General features: G+C 68.0%; 15 protein-coding genes. 7 read left to right on the top strand and 8 right to left on the bottom strand.

Annotated elements, in window-relative coordinates; all coding sequences use genetic code 11:
* Positions 1-36 precede the first annotated feature (36 nt).
* The gene (locus tag M8009_RS13910; protein ID WP_250062196.1) at positions 37-465 is read left to right on the top strand and encodes a host attachment protein; all 429 of its coding nucleotides are present in this window, start codon (positions 37-39) and stop codon (positions 463-465) included.
* A 53-nt stretch (positions 466-518) separates the two neighbouring features.
* On the opposite strand, the gene M8009_RS13905 is transcribed toward M8009_RS13910, so the two are convergent.
* Complete coding sequence (locus M8009_RS13905) at positions 519-1,445, bottom strand: LysR family transcriptional regulator (RefSeq protein WP_106231082.1); 927 nt, start codon at positions 1,443-1,445, stop codon at positions 519-521.
* A gap of 144 nt (positions 1,446-1,589) precedes the next feature.
* Between M8009_RS13905 and M8009_RS13900 the strand changes: the two genes are divergently transcribed.
* Complete coding sequence (locus tag M8009_RS13900; protein WP_250062194.1) at positions 1,590-2,366, top strand: ferredoxin--NADP reductase; 777 nt, start codon at positions 1,590-1,592, stop codon at positions 2,364-2,366.
* A gap of 272 nt (positions 2,367-2,638) precedes the next feature.
* Here the strand turns inward: M8009_RS13900 and glnK are convergent, their stop codons facing one another.
* The 3 genes from glnK to M8009_RS13885 all read right to left on the bottom strand — a co-directional run bounded on the left by glnK (position 2,639) and on the right by M8009_RS13885 (position 4,764).
* The gene (gene glnK, locus M8009_RS13895) at positions 2,639-2,977 is read right to left on the bottom strand and encodes a P-II family nitrogen regulator (RefSeq protein ID WP_106231080.1); all 339 of its coding nucleotides are present in this window, start codon (positions 2,975-2,977) and stop codon (positions 2,639-2,641) included.
* Positions 2,978-3,130: 153 nt separating this feature from the next.
* On the bottom strand, positions 3,131-4,390 hold the full coding sequence (locus M8009_RS13890) for an ammonium transporter (protein ID WP_284047835.1): 1,260 nt from the start codon (positions 4,388-4,390) through the stop codon (positions 3,131-3,133).
* A gap of 35 nt (positions 4,391-4,425) precedes the next feature.
* Positions 4,426-4,764 carry a P-II family nitrogen regulator gene (locus M8009_RS13885; protein ID WP_106231078.1) on the bottom strand — a complete coding sequence of 113 codons (339 nt, stop codon included), beginning with the start codon at positions 4,762-4,764 and terminating at the stop codon, positions 4,426-4,428.
* A gap of 291 nt (positions 4,765-5,055) precedes the next feature.
* Between M8009_RS13885 and M8009_RS13880 the strand changes: the two genes are divergently transcribed.
* Both M8009_RS13880 and M8009_RS13875 read left to right on the top strand, forming a co-directional pair.
* Positions 5,056-5,397, top strand: a complete 342-nt coding sequence (locus M8009_RS13880) for an accessory factor UbiK family protein (RefSeq protein WP_250062192.1) — start codon at positions 5,056-5,058, stop codon at positions 5,395-5,397.
* 73 nt (positions 5,398-5,470) lie between these two features.
* Complete coding sequence (locus M8009_RS13875; RefSeq protein WP_250062190.1) at positions 5,471-6,973, top strand: YifB family Mg chelatase-like AAA ATPase; 1,503 nt, start codon at positions 5,471-5,473, stop codon at positions 6,971-6,973.
* 12 nt (positions 6,974-6,985) lie between these two features.
* Here the strand turns inward: M8009_RS13875 and M8009_RS13870 are convergent, their stop codons facing one another.
* Together M8009_RS13870 and M8009_RS13865 are read right to left on the bottom strand one after the other, a co-directional pair.
* The gene (locus M8009_RS13870; protein ID WP_250062189.1) at positions 6,986-7,468 is read right to left on the bottom strand and encodes a hypothetical protein; all 483 of its coding nucleotides are present in this window, start codon (positions 7,466-7,468) and stop codon (positions 6,986-6,988) included.
* Positions 7,465-8,439 (bottom strand): alpha/beta hydrolase, encoded by a 975-nt coding sequence (locus tag M8009_RS13865; protein WP_250062186.1) that lies wholly within the window; start codon positions 8,437-8,439, stop codon positions 7,465-7,467. The genes M8009_RS13870 and M8009_RS13865 overlap by 4 nt, the downstream gene beginning before the upstream one ends.
* Positions 8,440-8,671: 232 nt before the next feature.
* Between M8009_RS13865 and M8009_RS13860 the strand changes: the two genes are divergently transcribed.
* Positions 8,672-10,846, top strand: a complete 2,175-nt coding sequence (locus M8009_RS13860) for a malate synthase G (protein WP_250062184.1) — start codon at positions 8,672-8,674, stop codon at positions 10,844-10,846.
* A gap of 194 nt (positions 10,847-11,040) precedes the next feature.
* A complete protein-coding gene (locus M8009_RS13855) occupies positions 11,041-11,454 on the top strand; it encodes a PaaI family thioesterase (RefSeq protein WP_250062181.1) in 414 nt (137 codons plus the stop codon).
* On the opposite strand, the gene M8009_RS13850 is transcribed toward M8009_RS13855, so the two are convergent.
* A complete protein-coding gene (locus M8009_RS13850; protein ID WP_250062179.1) occupies positions 11,451-11,828 on the bottom strand; it encodes a DUF423 domain-containing protein in 378 nt (125 codons plus the stop codon). The two genes, M8009_RS13855 and M8009_RS13850, sit on opposite strands and share 4 nt — an antisense overlap.
* Before the next feature lie 108 nt (positions 11,829-11,936).
* On the opposite strand from M8009_RS13850, the gene trmB reads away from it, so the two are divergent.
* Positions 11,937-12,677 (top strand): tRNA (guanosine(46)-N7)-methyltransferase TrmB, encoded by a 741-nt coding sequence (gene trmB, locus M8009_RS13845; protein ID WP_250062177.1) that lies wholly within the window; start codon positions 11,937-11,939, stop codon positions 12,675-12,677.
* A 270-nt stretch (positions 12,678-12,947) separates the two neighbouring features.
* On the opposite strand, the gene M8009_RS13840 is transcribed toward trmB, so the two are convergent.
* Positions 12,948-13,862 (bottom strand): AEC family transporter, encoded by a 915-nt coding sequence (locus M8009_RS13840; RefSeq protein ID WP_250062175.1) that lies wholly within the window; start codon positions 13,860-13,862, stop codon positions 12,948-12,950.
* Positions 13,863-13,971: the final 109 nt, after the last annotated feature.

Genomic DNA, 13,971 nt, shown 5'->3' with positions numbered 1-13,971 from the left:
GGACTTCCGTCAACTCACCGGCATCAAGGAGCGGCTATGACAACCTATATCGTGGTGGCTGATGCGGCGCGGGCTCGACTGTTCACCCGCGATGGACTCAAGGTCAGCGAGAAGGACAGCCTCGTCCATGCCGAAGGACGCATGCACGAGGGCGACCTGGTGACGGACCGCGGCGGCGACGTCCACGAGTCTACCTCGACGACGGCGCGCAGCGCCGGCGGGGAGAACGTGGCGATCCAGCACCACGAGGAGATCTTCGCCCGCGAGGTCGCCGAGCGGCTCTATCGCGCCCGCGTCGACAACACCATGGAGAAGTTGATCCTGGTCGCCCCGCCGCGCTTCCTCGGCCAGCTGCGGGACAAGGTTGATGGCCCCACCGCCAAGCTGGTGATCCATACCCTGGCCAAGGATCTCACCAAGGCCTCTCTCGCCGATATCCAGGAGGCGGTCAGCGACCTGCGCTAGCCACGCGCTGATGCCTTCCCCGCGGCCCGGCCCTGTTGCCGGGCCGCGCTGCGTCAGGGCACCTGTGGGAGGTCGATCTGGTCGCTGCGCCGTATGCCTTCGGTCATCTGCCGGCACAGCTTGAGGAACTCCCGCATGCCGGTGGCCAGGTACTTGTGGCGGTGCCAGATGAAGGTGAACTGGCGGCTCAGGTCCAGCTCGGGGGTGGCGATGGGCACCAGGCTGCCGCGGCGGAAGGCGTCGCGCAGGGCCAGCTTCGAGACGCAGCCGATGCCGAGCCCCGATTCCACCGCCCGCTTGATGCCCTCGGTATGCTCCAGTTCCAGCAGGATGTTGAAGCGCCCGCGGCGGTGACGGGCCGCCTGCTCCAGGGTCAGCCGGGTGCCGGAGCCCTGCTCGCGCATGATCCAGGCCTCGCGCAGCAGGCGGTCCAGCTCCACCGGGCCGGCCGTGGCGAGCGGATGGCGAGGCGAGCAGAACACCGCCAGCTCGTCCTCCACCCAGGGCTGAGTGATCACGTCCTCCTCCTCGCACTGCCCCTCGATCAGCCCCAGGTCGAGCCCGTGCTGGCGAACGCTGTCGATGATGGTCCGGGTGTTGCGCACCGAGAGGCGCACCCGGCTGCCCGGATGGCGCTGCATGAAGTCGCTGATCAGCAGGGTCGCCAGGTAGTTGCCGATGGTCAGGGTGGCGCCCACGTCCAGGGTGCCGATGCCCTGCTGGCCGCGCAGCAGTTCCTCGACCTCCTCGGCCCGGTCGAGCAGCGCCACCGCCTTGGGCAGCAGCTGGAAGCCCAGGGCGTTGAGCTTGAGGCGCTTGCCGATGCGGTCGAGCAGCCGGCAGTCGAATTGCCGCTCCAGCTCGGCGAGGGCGGTGCTGGTCGCCGACTGGGAGAGCGCCAGGGCGCGGGCCGCCCGGGAGACGCTCTCGTGCTGGGCGACGGCGACGAAGACTTCCAGCTGGCGCAGGGTGTAGCGCATGATGCTCCTCGGGTGGCTTGATATCCATAGTATAGATAAGTGTTATCCACACAATCCATTTAACAGATATTCCCCCGGCTCTTAGAATTGCACTCAAAGATTGGCTGTCCGATCTATTCTCTTATGGAATATCAAGGAGTCGGCATGAGCAAGTTTGCGCTTGAGGACGTTCTGAGTGTGCACCACTGGAACGATACCCTGTTCAGTTTCCGGACCACCCGCGAGCGCAGCCTGCGCTTCAAGAACGGCCAGTTCGTGATGATCGGCCTCGAGGTGAACGGCAAGCCGCTGATGCGGGCCTACTCCATCGCCAGCCCCAACTACGAGGATCACCTGGAGTTCTTCAGCATCAAGGTGCCCGATGGCCCCCTGACCTCGCGCCTCCAGCACCTCCAGGTGGGTGACCAGATCATGGTCAGCCGCAAACCGACCGGGACCCTGGTCACCGACGACCTGCTGCCGGGACGCAACCTCTACCTGCTCTCCACCGGCACCGGCCTGGCCCCGTTCATGAGCCTGATCCAGGACCCGGAGGTCTACGAGCGCTTCGAGAAGGTGGTGCTGGTGCACGGCGTGCGCAACGTCAGCGAGCTGGCCTATGCCGACTTCATACAGAAGGACCTGCCCGCCCACGAGTACCTTGGCGAGGAGATCAGCGAGAAGCTGGTCTACTATCCCACGGTGACCCGCGAGACCTTCCACACCATGGGGCGTCTGACCGACCATATCCGCAGCGGCAAGCTGGCAGAGGACACCGGCCTGCCGGCCATCGACCCCAAGCAGGATCGCGCCATGATCTGCGGCAGCCCGGCGATGCTCGACGACACCAGCGTCCTGCTCGACGAGCTCGGCTTCACCATCTCGCCGCGCATGGGCGAGCCGGGGGACTACGTCATCGAGCGGGCGTTCGTCGAGAAGTAAGCAGCACCGAGCTACAAGCGCCGAGCCGCCAAGCTGTTCGGTGATGGGCGATCGCTAGCGAGGCAGAGACGTGAAACCCCACCGGGCTAACCTCTGGTGGGGTTTCTTGCTACTTGTCACCTGGACCTAGACTCCGCTTGGCCGCTTGGCCGCTTGGCCGCTTGGCCGCTTGGCCGCTTGGCCGCTTGGCCGCTTGGCCGCTTGGCCACTTGGCCGCTTGGCCGCTTGGCCGCTTGGCCGCTTGGCCGCTTGGCCGCTTGGCCGCTTGGTGCTTAGACCGCATCCTTGCCGGTTTCCCCGGTACGGATCCGGATCACCTGCTCCAGGGCGGTGACGAAGATCTTGCCGTCGCCGATCTTGCCGGTGTTGGCGACCTGAGTGATGGCATCGATCACCTTCTCGGCCATCTCGTCGTCCACGGCCACCTCGAGCTTCACCTTGGGCAGGAAGTCGACCACGTACTCGGCGCCGCGATAGAGCTCGGTGTGGCCCTTCTGGCGCCCGAAGCCCTTGACCTCGGTGACGGTGATGCCCTGGACGCCGATCTCGGAGAGCGACTCCCGTACGTCGTCGAGCTTGAACGGCTTGATGATGGCGGTCACCAGTTTCATGGTCTTGATCCTCGTCCTGTGCGTTGGTCGGTGGCGCTGACCGCCACCCCTGCTGGATTCATTGTGCCAGAGCATACACCCGCTGCGGGAGGAATAAAAAAGGCCCCCCGAAGGGGGCCAGGAGGAGCATGCCCGCTCATTCCGGGGCCTGGCTCACTTCTTGGAGGCGCTGAACTCGGGGTAGGCTTCCAGGCCGCACTCGGCCAGGTCGACACCTTCGTACTCTTCTTCCTCGCTGACCCGGATGCCCATGATGGCCTTGAGGATCAGCCAGACGACCAGGCTGGCCACGAAGACCCAGACGAAGATGCCGAGGATACCGATGATCTGGGCACCGAAGCCGGCGTCGCCATTGTTGATCGGCACAGCCAATACACCCCAGATACCCACCACACCGTGGACGGAGATGGCACCCACCGGGTCGTCGATCTTGAGCTTGTCCAGGGTGACGATGGCGGCGACCACGATCAGGCCACCCACGGCGCCGATGAGGGTAGCGCCAACGGCACTGGGGGAGAGCGGATCGGCGGTGATGGCCACCAGGCCGGCCAGGGCGCCGTTCAGGGCCATGGTCAGGTCGGCCTTGCGGAACCACAGCTTGGCCAGGATCAGGGCGACGATCACGCCCCCGGCGGCGGCCGCGTTGGTGTTGACGAATACCTGGGCGACGTTGTTGGCCGATCCGGCGTCGGACAGCTTCAGCTCGGAACCGCCGTTGAAACCGAACCAGCCCATCCACAGGATGAAGGTACCCAGGGTGGCCAGCGGCAGATTGGCGCCGGGAATGGCGAAGATGCTGCCGTCCTTGCCGTACTTGCCCTTGCGTGGGCCGAGCACCAGCACGCCGGCCAGCGCCGCGGCCGCACCGGCCATGTGCACGATGCCGGAACCGGCATAGTCGGAGTAGCCGACCTCGGCCAGCCAGCCGCCGCCCCAGGTCCAATAGCCGGAGACCGGGTAGATCACCCCGGTCATGACCACGGCGAAGGCCAGGAAGGCCCATAGCTTCATGCGCTCGGCCACGGCACCCGAGACGATGGACATGGCGGTGGCCACGAATACCACCTGGAAGAAGAAGTCGGAGCGCATCGAGTAATAGGGCGCGTCATCACCGCCGGCCGTGATCGCATCTACGGTGTTCTCGCCGCCGATCAGGAAGCCCAGGTTGGGCAGAAAGCCCCCTGCGCTGCTGGAATACATCAGGTAGTACCCGAGAACCAGGTACATGGTGCAGGCGATGGCGAACAGGGCGATATTCTTGGTGAGGATCTCGGCGGTGTTCTTGGAGCGCACCAGGCCGGCCTCAAGCATCGAGAAGCCGGCGGCCATCCACATCACCAGCACGCCGCAGATGAGGAAGTAGAAGGTATCTACCGCGTACATCAGCTCGGTCAGTTGTGGAATATCATTCATGCTTCAGTCTCCGTTCAGGAATATCGTAGGCGTCGTTAAACGGCATCGGCGCCGCGCTCGCCGGTGCGGATGCGGATGACGTCCTCCAGCGGCGTGACGAAGACCTTGCCGTCGCCGATCTTGCCGCTGTTGGCCGCGCTGCAGATGGCATCGAGTACCGTCTCCAGCCGCGAGTCGTCCACTGCGACCTCGACCTTCACCTTGGGCAGAAAGTCGACGACATACTCTGCACCGCGATAGAGCTCGGTATGGCCCTTCTGGCGCCCGAAGCCCTTGACCTCGGTAACGGTGATGCCCTGGACGCCGTTGTCGGCGAGTGCCTCGCGCACGTCGTCGAGCTTGAACGGCTTGATGATGGCGGTTATCAGCTTCATCCCGAATCTCCCCTGCTGGATGTCGGCGGCGTGATGCCGCGCGATGAGTGGCTGCCCTGTTCAAGCGCAAATCGTGCCACCTTGCAGAATATGGTTTTTATATCAGCATGATGAATGGATTTTCGGGGCGGGTTTCCAGGCAGGAGAAGCTTGGTGTCGCCGTGACTGCCCTGTTGTGGTGCGTTGTCGTGGTGCGCATGCTCCACAAGAGGGCGACGGTGGGGAATGCGCCGGGCGAGGGCCTTGCGTATCCTGTGGGCAGGCATCCCATCACGATTCAGGAGAGACACCATGGCAAGACAAGATCCCCTTAGTCGCCTGGCCCAGCAGATCGGCGACCGCCTGCAGGGCGCCTCCCAGGCCCCGGAGGAGATGCAGAAGGGCATCCAGCAGGTGGTGAAGGGCGCCTTCGATCGCCTGGAGCTGGTCTCGCGGGAGGATTTCGACATCCTGATGGACGTGTTGCAGCGCACCCGGGCGCGGGTCGAGGCGCTGGAGACGCAGGTGGCGGCCCTCGAGGCGGCGCTGGATGGCAAGGCCTCGCAGGAGGCGGCACCGAGCGAGTCCCCGGCCGCGCTGCCGGACGCGCCGAGCCCCGAGGAGGATGCCGGCGGCGGCGAGAGCGACCGCTGATCCCCGGCCGGCGCCGGGCGCATCCCGGCGGCCTGGGCTAGCCTGAGGTCAGACGGGCTGCGAGGGATCGCCGATGACGCTGGCAATCATCCACACCCGGGCCGGCCTCGGCCTCGAGGCTCCCGAGGTGCTGGTCGAGGTTCACCTGGCCAATGGACTGCCCGGCATGACCTTGGTGGGCCTGCCGGAAGCCGCCGTCAAGGAGAGCCGCGAGCGGGTGCGCAGTGCCTTGGTCAATGCCGGCTTCGACTTCCCGCTGAGGCGCATCACCCTCAACCTGGCGCCCGCCGACCTGCCCAAGGAGGGCGGCCGCTTCGACCTGCCCATCGCCCTCGGCCTGCTGGTGGCCTCCGGACAGGTGCCGCCCGAGGCGCTGTCGGGCGTCGAGTGTGCCGGCGAGCTGGCCCTGGATGGGCGTCTGCGCCCGGTGACCGGCGTGCTGCCGCTGGCCATGGCGACGCGCCGCGCCGGCCGACGACTGATCGTGCCCCAGGAGAATGCCGACGAGGCGGCCCTGGCCGGCGATCTCGAGGTGCTACCCGCGGATCACCTGCTCGAAGTGGTGGCCCACCTGCTGGGTCAGGCGCCCATCGCGCCCCATCGGCCGCCGAGGGCCGTCCCGGCACTCGAGGCGGGCTCCGACCTGGCGGAGGTGCGTGGCCAGCACCAGGCCCGGCGTGCCCTGGAGGTGGCCGCGGCCGGCGGCCACAACCTGCTGTTCGCCGGACCGCCCGGGACCGGCAAGACCATGCTGGCCAGCCGCCTGCCGGGAATCCTGCCGCCGCTTTCCGAGGAGGAGGCCCTCGAGGTGGCGGCGATCCGCTCGGTCAGCGGGCTTTCGCACGCCGAGCAGTGGGGCGTGCGCCCCTTTCGTGCCCCGCACCATACCGCCAGCGCCGTGGCCCTGGTGGGCGGTGGCTCCCGGCCGCGGCCCGGCGAGATCTCCCTGGCCCACCGCGGGGTGCTGTTCCTCGACGAGCTGCCGGAGTTCTCGCGACACGTGCTGGAGGTGATGCGTGAACCCATGGAGTCGGGGCAGATCCATATCGCCCGGGCCAGCCACGAGCGGCGCTACCCTGCGGGGTTCCAGTTGGTGGCCGCCATGAATCCCTGCCCCTGCGGCCATCTGGGTGATCCGCGCCAGGCCTGCCACTGCACGGCGGCGCAGATTCAGCGCTACCAGGCACGCCTCTCGGGACCGCTGCTCGACCGCATCGACCTGCAGGTGGAGGTGCCGGCCCTGGCGCCGGAGCAGCTCACCTCCCGCGAACCGGGCGAGTCCTCGGCGGTGGTGCGCGAACGCGTGCTGGCGGCACGGGAACGCCAGGCGGCACGCGGCGCGCTGAATGCGCGGCTGGCCGGGCGGGCCCTGGAGGAAGCCTGCGCCCTGCAGGCGGCGGATCGCGCCTGGCTGGCCGGCGTGCTGGAGCGTCTCAAGCTCTCGGCCCGGGCCTACCATCGGGTGCTGAGGGTGGCCCTGACCCTGGCCGACCTGGCCGGCGAGGCGCGTCCCGGGCGTGACCAGCTGATCGAGGCGATCGGTTACCGCCAGCTCGATCGCCTGCTCAAGGGGTGAGGATCCGTGCGTTCAGAGGGCGGTGGCGTCCAGGGCCCCGCTGATCTCGCTGCGCCATTCGGGCGCGTCGCTCCCCGCGCGTCGCAGCTCCAGGCTCAGTCGATAGGGCAGCAGCTCGCGGTCGGAGAGCTGCAGCCGGGGGCCGTCGGCCTCGAGTCGGCTGTCCAGGCGCCACTGGTTGCCACCGCCCCCCTCGGCCATGGCTTCCCGCCACGCCAGCACCTGGGGGCCGTCGGAAACCGCCAGCAGGGCGCGGGTCAGGCTCTCGAGGACGCGCTCGTCGCCGAGCCCCAGGCGGTTGTCGACCTCCGGCCTGGCCAGCAGCAGGACCTGGTCGGTTGCCGGCCTGGGCATGGGTGGCGTTGCCGTGAGCTGCTCGGCGGCGCGCTCGCCCAGCCCGAACAGGGCCTGGCGCAGCGTGGTCGGCTGCTCCGGCGCAGCGGCACAGCCGGCGAGCAGCAGGGGCACCAGCAGCAGAAGACGGTAGGACTTCATGGTGAGGGTATCTCCCGGGGCGGGGTGTCGGCCGGCTCGAGTCCGGCAATGAAGCGGTCGAGCACCGTGAAGAGCTCGCGGCGGATCGGTGCTGCCTCGTTGACCAGGTGGTGACGGGCCTCGGGGTGGCGATGGATCTCGGCGCCGGGGAACTTGCGTGCCAGCACCTCGAGGTTCCACTCCCAGTCCACGGTCAGGTCCTGCTCACCCTGCAGGATCAGGGTGGGCACTGAGCTCGGCGGCAGCGCCAGCAGCTGCGGCATCCAGCGGCGCATGGCCCCGACCCAGTCCATCGCCAGGCGGTCGGCCTGGAGGGGGTCGCCCTCGCGCAGGAAGTCGGCGAAGTCGGCATCCGTGGAGTTGGCGCGGAACTTGCGAGGGATCGAGTCCACGAAGGGCCCCACCAGGCGGTGCAGCCAGCTCGACTGGTTCCAGCCCCAGGGGCGCACCAGCGGCGCCAGCAGCGCCAGTCCCGACCAGGCGCCGTCGTCGCCGCGGGTCAGGGCATCGGTGGCGAGAATCGCCGCCCCGGTGCTCTGGCCGACGCCCAGCCAGGGGCGGGGAGCCAGCCCCTCCTCCTCGAGATGTTGCTGCAAGCGGTGCAGGCAGCTGCCATAGTCCTTGAAGTCGTCGATGGAGGCGCGGCGGCCGCTGGAGAGGCCGTGGCCGGGCAGGTCCCAGAGCACGACCCGCCAGCCCCGCGCGAGCAGGCACTCCAGCAGGTGACGGTAGAGGCCCAGATGGTCGAAGTAGCCGTGTACCACGAAGGCCGTGCCGATGGGCGCCTCGGGACTCCAGACCTGGGTCCAGAGGCGGAAGTCACCGGCCTCTAGGTACCCCACATAGAGCCCCACGTGTTCGGCAAGCAGGGGCGCCAGGCCGTAGTGGCCCAGGTAGCGCTCGAGGTCCTGGCCGGACAGGTCGGCCGGGGCCAGGGGCCCCAGGGCCTGCAGGGGGGTGAAGTCGCTCATCGGTTTCTCCGCAATGCCCGTTCATGCTAGCGCCAAGCCGACGGCCCGGCCAGCAATGCCTCGGTGGCCGGCGTCGGCCTCATCATTTGGTCTAGCGCCGGGCGGCAGGCGGCAGCTACGGGTTTACATGTGGAAGTATTTTCCACAAAATTGGTGCTACGCAGTCACCATTCCCTGTCCGGCCGGTCGGTGCCAGGGGGCACCGAGCAGCCAAGCATGAGGAGCACGACCCATGACCCAACGCACCACTCGCCATCGCCTTCAGGTGGCCGCCGAGCTGGACCGCTTCATCAACGAACAGGCCCTGCCGGGCACCGGCGTCGACCCCGAGGCCTTCTGGGCCGGCGTTGACGCCCTCTTCCATGATTTGACCCCGCAGAACTGCGAACTGCTCGCCGAGCGTGACCGCCTGCAGGAGAAGCTCGATGCCTGGCATTGCGAGCACCCTGGCCCGATCCGCGACATGGCCGCCTACCGTGCCTTTCTCGAGGAGATCGGCTATCTGGTGGAGGCCCCGTCCGAGGTCAAGGTGACCACCGCCAACGTCGACCGCGAGATCGCCGTCCAGGCCGGCCCGCAGCTGGTGGTGCCGGTCAACAACCCGCGCTATGCGCTGAACGCCGGCAATGCCCGCTGGGGCAGCCTCTACGACGCCCTCTATGGCACCGATGCCATCTCCGAGGAGGGCGGTGCCGAGAAGGGGGCGAGCTTCAACCCCAAGCGCGGCGAGAAGGTCATCGGCTATGCCCGCAGCGTGCTCGACCGCGCCGCCCCGCTGGCCACCGGCTCCCATCATGATGCCGTCAAGTACGCGCTGCGTGACGGCCACCTGGTGGTCTCCCTGGAGGGTGGTCGCGAGACTGGCCTCAAGGACCCGGGCAAGCTGGTGGGCTTCAATGGCCCGGCCGAGCGCCCCGAGTCCGTGCTGCTGGTCAACCATGGCCTGCATCTGGAGATCCAGATCGATCCGAGCCACCCGATCGGCAAGACCGACCCGGCCGGCGTCAAGGACGTGGTGGTCGAGGCGGCGCTGACCACCATCATGGACTGCGAGGACTCCGTGGCCGCGGTGGATGCCGAGGACAAGGTCGGGGTCTATGCCAGCTGGCTGGGGCTGATGAAGGGCGACCTGGAGGAGCAGGTCGAGAAGGGCGGCAAGACCATTACCCGCCGCCTCAATGCCGACCGCACCTGGCACAACACCGACGGCGGCAGCGTGACTCTGCCTGGCCGCTCGCTGATGTTCGTGCGTAACGTGGGCCACCTGATGACCACCCCGGCGGTTCTCGATGCCGAGGGCAACGAGCTTCCCGAGGGCATCCTCGACGGCATCGTCACTGGCCTGGCCGCCCTGCACGACCTGAAGAAGGGCGAGGACGAGCCGCGCAACTCGCGCACCGGCTCCATGTATATCGTCAAGCCGAAGATGCATGGGCCGAAGGAGGTCGCCTTCTCCAACGAGCTGTTCGGCCGCATCGAGGACATCCTCGGCATGGCCCGCGACACCTTGAAGATGGGCATCATGGACGAGGAGCGTCGCACCTCGGTCAACCTCAAGGCCTGCATCAATGAGGCCAGCTCGCGGGTGGTGTTCATCAACACCGGCTTCCTCGACCGCACCGGCGACGAGATGCACACCGCCATGGAGGCGGGCCCGATGATCCGCAAGGGCGACATGAAGGGCTCCGCCTGGATCCAGGCCTACGAGAAGAACAACGTCCAGGTCGGCCTGGCCTGTGGCCTGCGCGGCCGCGCCCAGATCGGCAAGGGCATGTGGGCCATGCCGGACCTGATGGCCGCCATGCTCGAGCAGAAGGTCGGCCATCCCAAGGCCGGCGCCAACACCGCCTGGGTGCCGTCGCCCACCGCCGCGACCCTGCATGCCCTGCACTACCACCAGGTGGACGTGGCGGCCCTGCAGCGCGAGATGGAGGGCTATGGCGAGACGGACTTCCTGAATGACCTGCTTACCGTGCCGGTGGCCGAGTCACCGCAGTGGAGCGACGAGGAGCGCCAGCAGGAGCTGGACAACAACTGCCAGGGCATCCTCGGCTATGTGGTGCGCTGGGTCGAGCACGGCGTGGGCTGCTCCAAGGTACCGGATATCCACGACGTGGGCCTGATGGAAGACCGCGCCACCCTGCGGATCTCCAGCCAGCACATCGCCAACTGGCTGCACCATGGTGTGGTCGATGCCGCCCGGGTCCGGGAGACCCTGGAGCGCATGGCCAAGGTGGTCGACCAGCAGAACGCCGGCGACCCGGAATACACGCCGATGAGCGGCGACTTCGCCGCCTCGACCGCCTTCCAGGCCGCCAGCGATCTGATCTTCAAGGGCCGCGAGCAGCCTGCCGGCTATACCGAGCCGCTGCTGCACCACTGGCGTGCCGTGCACAAGGCCAAGTAAGGCCATCGCCCGATGGGGCACCGGCCTGCGCCGGGCCCCGAGACAGAACGCCCCCGCGGTTTCGGCCGCGGGGGCGTTTCCATGATGGGGCCGTCGTTGAAGCGCTCGACGTTCGGTGACTGTCGGCCAGGGGCAGGCTCGGCTATCGTGGGGCCTGCCTCGCCATCACCACCACCACCGCAAGGAGCCTGCCGATGACCGTGATGACCGCCGCCGCCATCGAGGACTTCCTCGACGAGATCTTTCCCCAGCGGACGGGGACCATCGAGGGCGTCGACGAGATGCGCGCGACCATGAGCCTGGCCATCGAGGACGAGCACCTGCGGCCCGGGGCCAGCGTTTCCGGTCCCACCCTGATGGGGCTGGCCGACGTCTGTCTCTACGTGGCGATCCTGGCACAGATCGGCCCCGAGCCCATGGCCGTGACCAGCGACCTGCATTGCCGCTTCCTGCGCCGGCCGCGGGGCGATCGCGATGTCATCGCCAACGCCCGCATCCTCAAGCTGGGACGCCGCCTGGCGGTGGGCGAGGTGCAGCTGTTCTCCGATGGCGATGAGCGGCCGGTGGCCCTGGTCACCGCCACCTACGCGCTGCCGGACAGTGATTAGGACCGTGCGCGCAGCACCGCCACCGCCAGGGCCAGCCAGCCGCCGATCATCAGCACCCCGCCGATGGGTGTGACCATCCCCAGGCCTGTCGCGCCGGTAAGTGTCATGGCGTAGAGCGAGCCCGAGAAGAGCACCATGCCGGCCGCCCACAGCCCCATGGCCTGCCGCTGGCCGGCGCGTGGCGTAGTGGAGCGCCAGGCCAGCACGGCCAGCAGTGCCAGGGTATGCCACGCCTGGTAGCGCACCCCGGTCTCGAAGGCCGCCGCCAGCCGCGGGGCCAGCTGTCCCTCCAGCGCATGGGCGCCGAAGGCACCGGCCATCACCATCAGGGCGCCGGAGAGCGCCGCGCCCAGCCACCATCCCCTGTCCTGCATACCCGTCTCCTCTCTGCCTGTGGAATCGGTCGCTACCGTACCCGGCGAATGCGTTAGCCGCTACAATACGCGCCCCTCAGGTTTTCCAGGCAAGAGTTTCCCTACGCCATGAGCGACCCGCGACACGACGACAAGACGACCGGCCCCGAAGGTCCGGACGCCCCGCTGCACCGCCGCGGCATCAAGAGCTATGTGCTGCGTGCCGGCCGCATGACCCAGGCCCAGACCCGGGGGCTCGAGGAGGTCTGGCCGCGCCTGGGGCTGAGCCTCGCCGATGGCCGCCAGGACCTCGATGCCCTGTTCGGGCGACAGGCGCCCCGGGTGCTGGAGGTGGGCTTCGGCATGGGGGCCTCCCTGGTCGAGCAGGCCGAGCGCCATCCCGATACCGATTTCATCGGCATCGAGGTGCATGCGCCAGGGGTCGGCAAGCTGCTCGACGAGGCCGACAAGCGTGGCCTGACCAACCTGCGCGTCTACCGCGAGGACGCCCTGGCGGTGCTCGAGCAGTGCCTGCCCGAGGCGAGCCTCGATACCCTGCAGCTGTTCTTCCCCGACCCCTGGCCGAAGAAGAAGCACCACAAGCGGCGTATCGTCCAGTACGCCTTCGTCGAGCTGGTACGCACCCGCCTCAAGCCCGGTGGCATCCTGCACATGGCCACCGACTGGGAGGCCTATGCCGAGTGGATGGCCGAGGTGATGGACGCCGCCCCCGGCTTCGCCAACATCGCCGGCCCCGAGACGGCCCCCTATGTGCCCCGCCCCGAGTTTCGTCCGTTGACCAAGTTCGAGGCGCGTGGCGAGAAGCTGGGGCACGGCGTCTGGGACCTGATTTTCAAGCGGGTCGACTGACCGCTCAGGGCCTGCCCCCCCTTCCGCGCCCCCGGCATTCAACAGGTGCCGGGGGCGCTTTCGTCCGGGAAGAAATCTTGCGGGCAAAAGAAAGCCGCCCCGTAGGGGCGGCAAAAAAGACCGTGACTAGCAATGAGAGGGAGAAACCAAGGCAGGAGACTGGCGCCTTCCTGCCCGGCGTGGCGCCTCATCAACGCCACGATTTAAGCGTAATAATTCTCGTTTGCTCTGTCAATACAAATGCGAACGCTTTTCGTTATCGGCGTGGCTTCAGCCTGCGAGGCGTAGCCATAGCGGCAGGGTCACCATGGCCAGCAGCGTCTGGCCGGTGATCAGGGCCGCCATCAGCTCGGCGTCTCCGCCCAGCTGGCGGGCCAGGATATAGGCCGAGGTGGCGGTGGGCAGGGCGGCAAAGAGCAGCGCCACGTCGCGGGTTACCGGGTCCAGGCCCAGTAGCAGGGCGAAGGCGAGCACTAGGGCCGGCATCAGGCCCAGCTTGACCAGGTTGGCGGCCCAGACCCCGCGGTCCAGCCTCAGCAGGGCGGCGGGGCGCAGCGCCACGCCCACGGCCACCAGGCCCAGCGGCAGGGCGGCACGCCCCAGCAGTTCCATGCCGGGCTCGCTCCAGCCGGGCAGGCCGATGCCGCTGACGTTGAGGGCGATGCCGGTCAGGCAGGCCAGGATCAGCGGATTGCGGGTCAGGGCGGCGAGGCTTTTGCCCAGGCTCGCCGAACCCAGGGTGCCGGCAGCGATGAAGCTCGCCACGCAGAGCACGTTGACCACCGGCACCATCAGCGCGACCGCTACCGCGGCCACCGTGGCGCCGGCACTGCCGTGAAGGGCGGCGGCCCCGGCCACGCCGACATAGGTATTGAAGCGCAGCGCCCCCTGGAAGGCCGAGGTGAAGGCGGGCGCATCGAGACGCAGCCGGGCTCGCAGCCCCCACAGCAGCAGGCCGAACAGGCCTATGGCGCCCAGCAGGGCGAGGGCCAGCCGGGCCACCGGCACCTGGGCAACGTCCGCGGTGGCCAGGGTCGAGACCAGCATGGCGGGAAACAGCAGGAAGTAGATCAGCCGTTCCATGCGAGGCCAGAAGTCGCCGCCCGGCTGGCGCCACCAGCCGAGCCCGGCGCCCAGCAGGATCAGCAGGAACAGCGGTCCCAGTGCATTGCCCACGCCTTCCATGACACCTCCTTCGCGATGCTCCCCCCTGCGACATCCTTGCGCACTTCGCCGCAGGCAAATGCTGATAAGCTTACCTGCATCCTGCCACCGATGGAGGCCCCGTTCTCCG

It is taken from the genome of Halomonas gemina (assembly GCF_023554995.1).
Classification (GTDB): Bacteria; Pseudomonadota; Gammaproteobacteria; order Pseudomonadales; family Halomonadaceae; genus Halomonas; species Halomonas gemina.
The sequence above is the reverse complement of the archived record's forward strand: the minus strand, read 5'-3'. Positions and strand labels throughout refer to the sequence as shown.

Bases quoted from the DNA above. Each gene is read 5' to 3' on its own strand.
- M8009_RS13910 (WP_250062196.1), top strand. From the start codon at position 37: ATGACAACCTATATCGTGGTGGCTGATGCGGCGCGGGCTCGACTGTTC.
- M8009_RS13905 (WP_106231082.1), bottom strand. From the start codon at position 1,445: ATGCGCTACACCCTGCGCCAGCTGGAAGTCTTCGTCGCCGTCGCCCAG.
- M8009_RS13900 (WP_250062194.1), top strand. From the start codon at position 1,590: ATGAGCAAGTTTGCGCTTGAGGACGTTCTGAGTGTGCACCACTGGAAC.
- glnK (WP_106231080.1), bottom strand. From the start codon at position 2,977: ATGAAACTGGTGACCGCCATCATCAAGCCGTTCAAGCTCGACGACGTA.
- M8009_RS13890 (WP_284047835.1), bottom strand. From the start codon at position 4,390: ATGAATGATATTCCACAACTGACCGAGCTGATGTACGCGGTAGATACC.
- M8009_RS13885 (WP_106231078.1), bottom strand. From the start codon at position 4,764: ATGAAGCTGATAACCGCCATCATCAAGCCGTTCAAGCTCGACGACGTG.
- M8009_RS13880 (WP_250062192.1), top strand. From the start codon at position 5,056: ATGGCAAGACAAGATCCCCTTAGTCGCCTGGCCCAGCAGATCGGCGAC.
- M8009_RS13875 (WP_250062190.1), top strand. From the start codon at position 5,471: ATGACGCTGGCAATCATCCACACCCGGGCCGGCCTCGGCCTCGAGGCT.
- M8009_RS13870 (WP_250062189.1), bottom strand. From the start codon at position 7,468: ATGAAGTCCTACCGTCTTCTGCTGCTGGTGCCCCTGCTGCTCGCCGGC.
- M8009_RS13865 (WP_250062186.1), bottom strand. From the start codon at position 8,439: ATGAGCGACTTCACCCCCCTGCAGGCCCTGGGGCCCCTGGCCCCGGCC.
- M8009_RS13860 (WP_250062184.1), top strand. From the start codon at position 8,672: ATGACCCAACGCACCACTCGCCATCGCCTTCAGGTGGCCGCCGAGCTG.
- M8009_RS13855 (WP_250062181.1), top strand. From the start codon at position 11,041: ATGACCGTGATGACCGCCGCCGCCATCGAGGACTTCCTCGACGAGATC.
- M8009_RS13850 (WP_250062179.1), bottom strand. From the start codon at position 11,828: ATGCAGGACAGGGGATGGTGGCTGGGCGCGGCGCTCTCCGGCGCCCTG.
- trmB (WP_250062177.1), top strand. From the start codon at position 11,937: ATGAGCGACCCGCGACACGACGACAAGACGACCGGCCCCGAAGGTCCG.
- M8009_RS13840 (WP_250062175.1), bottom strand. From the start codon at position 13,862: ATGGAAGGCGTGGGCAATGCACTGGGACCGCTGTTCCTGCTGATCCTG.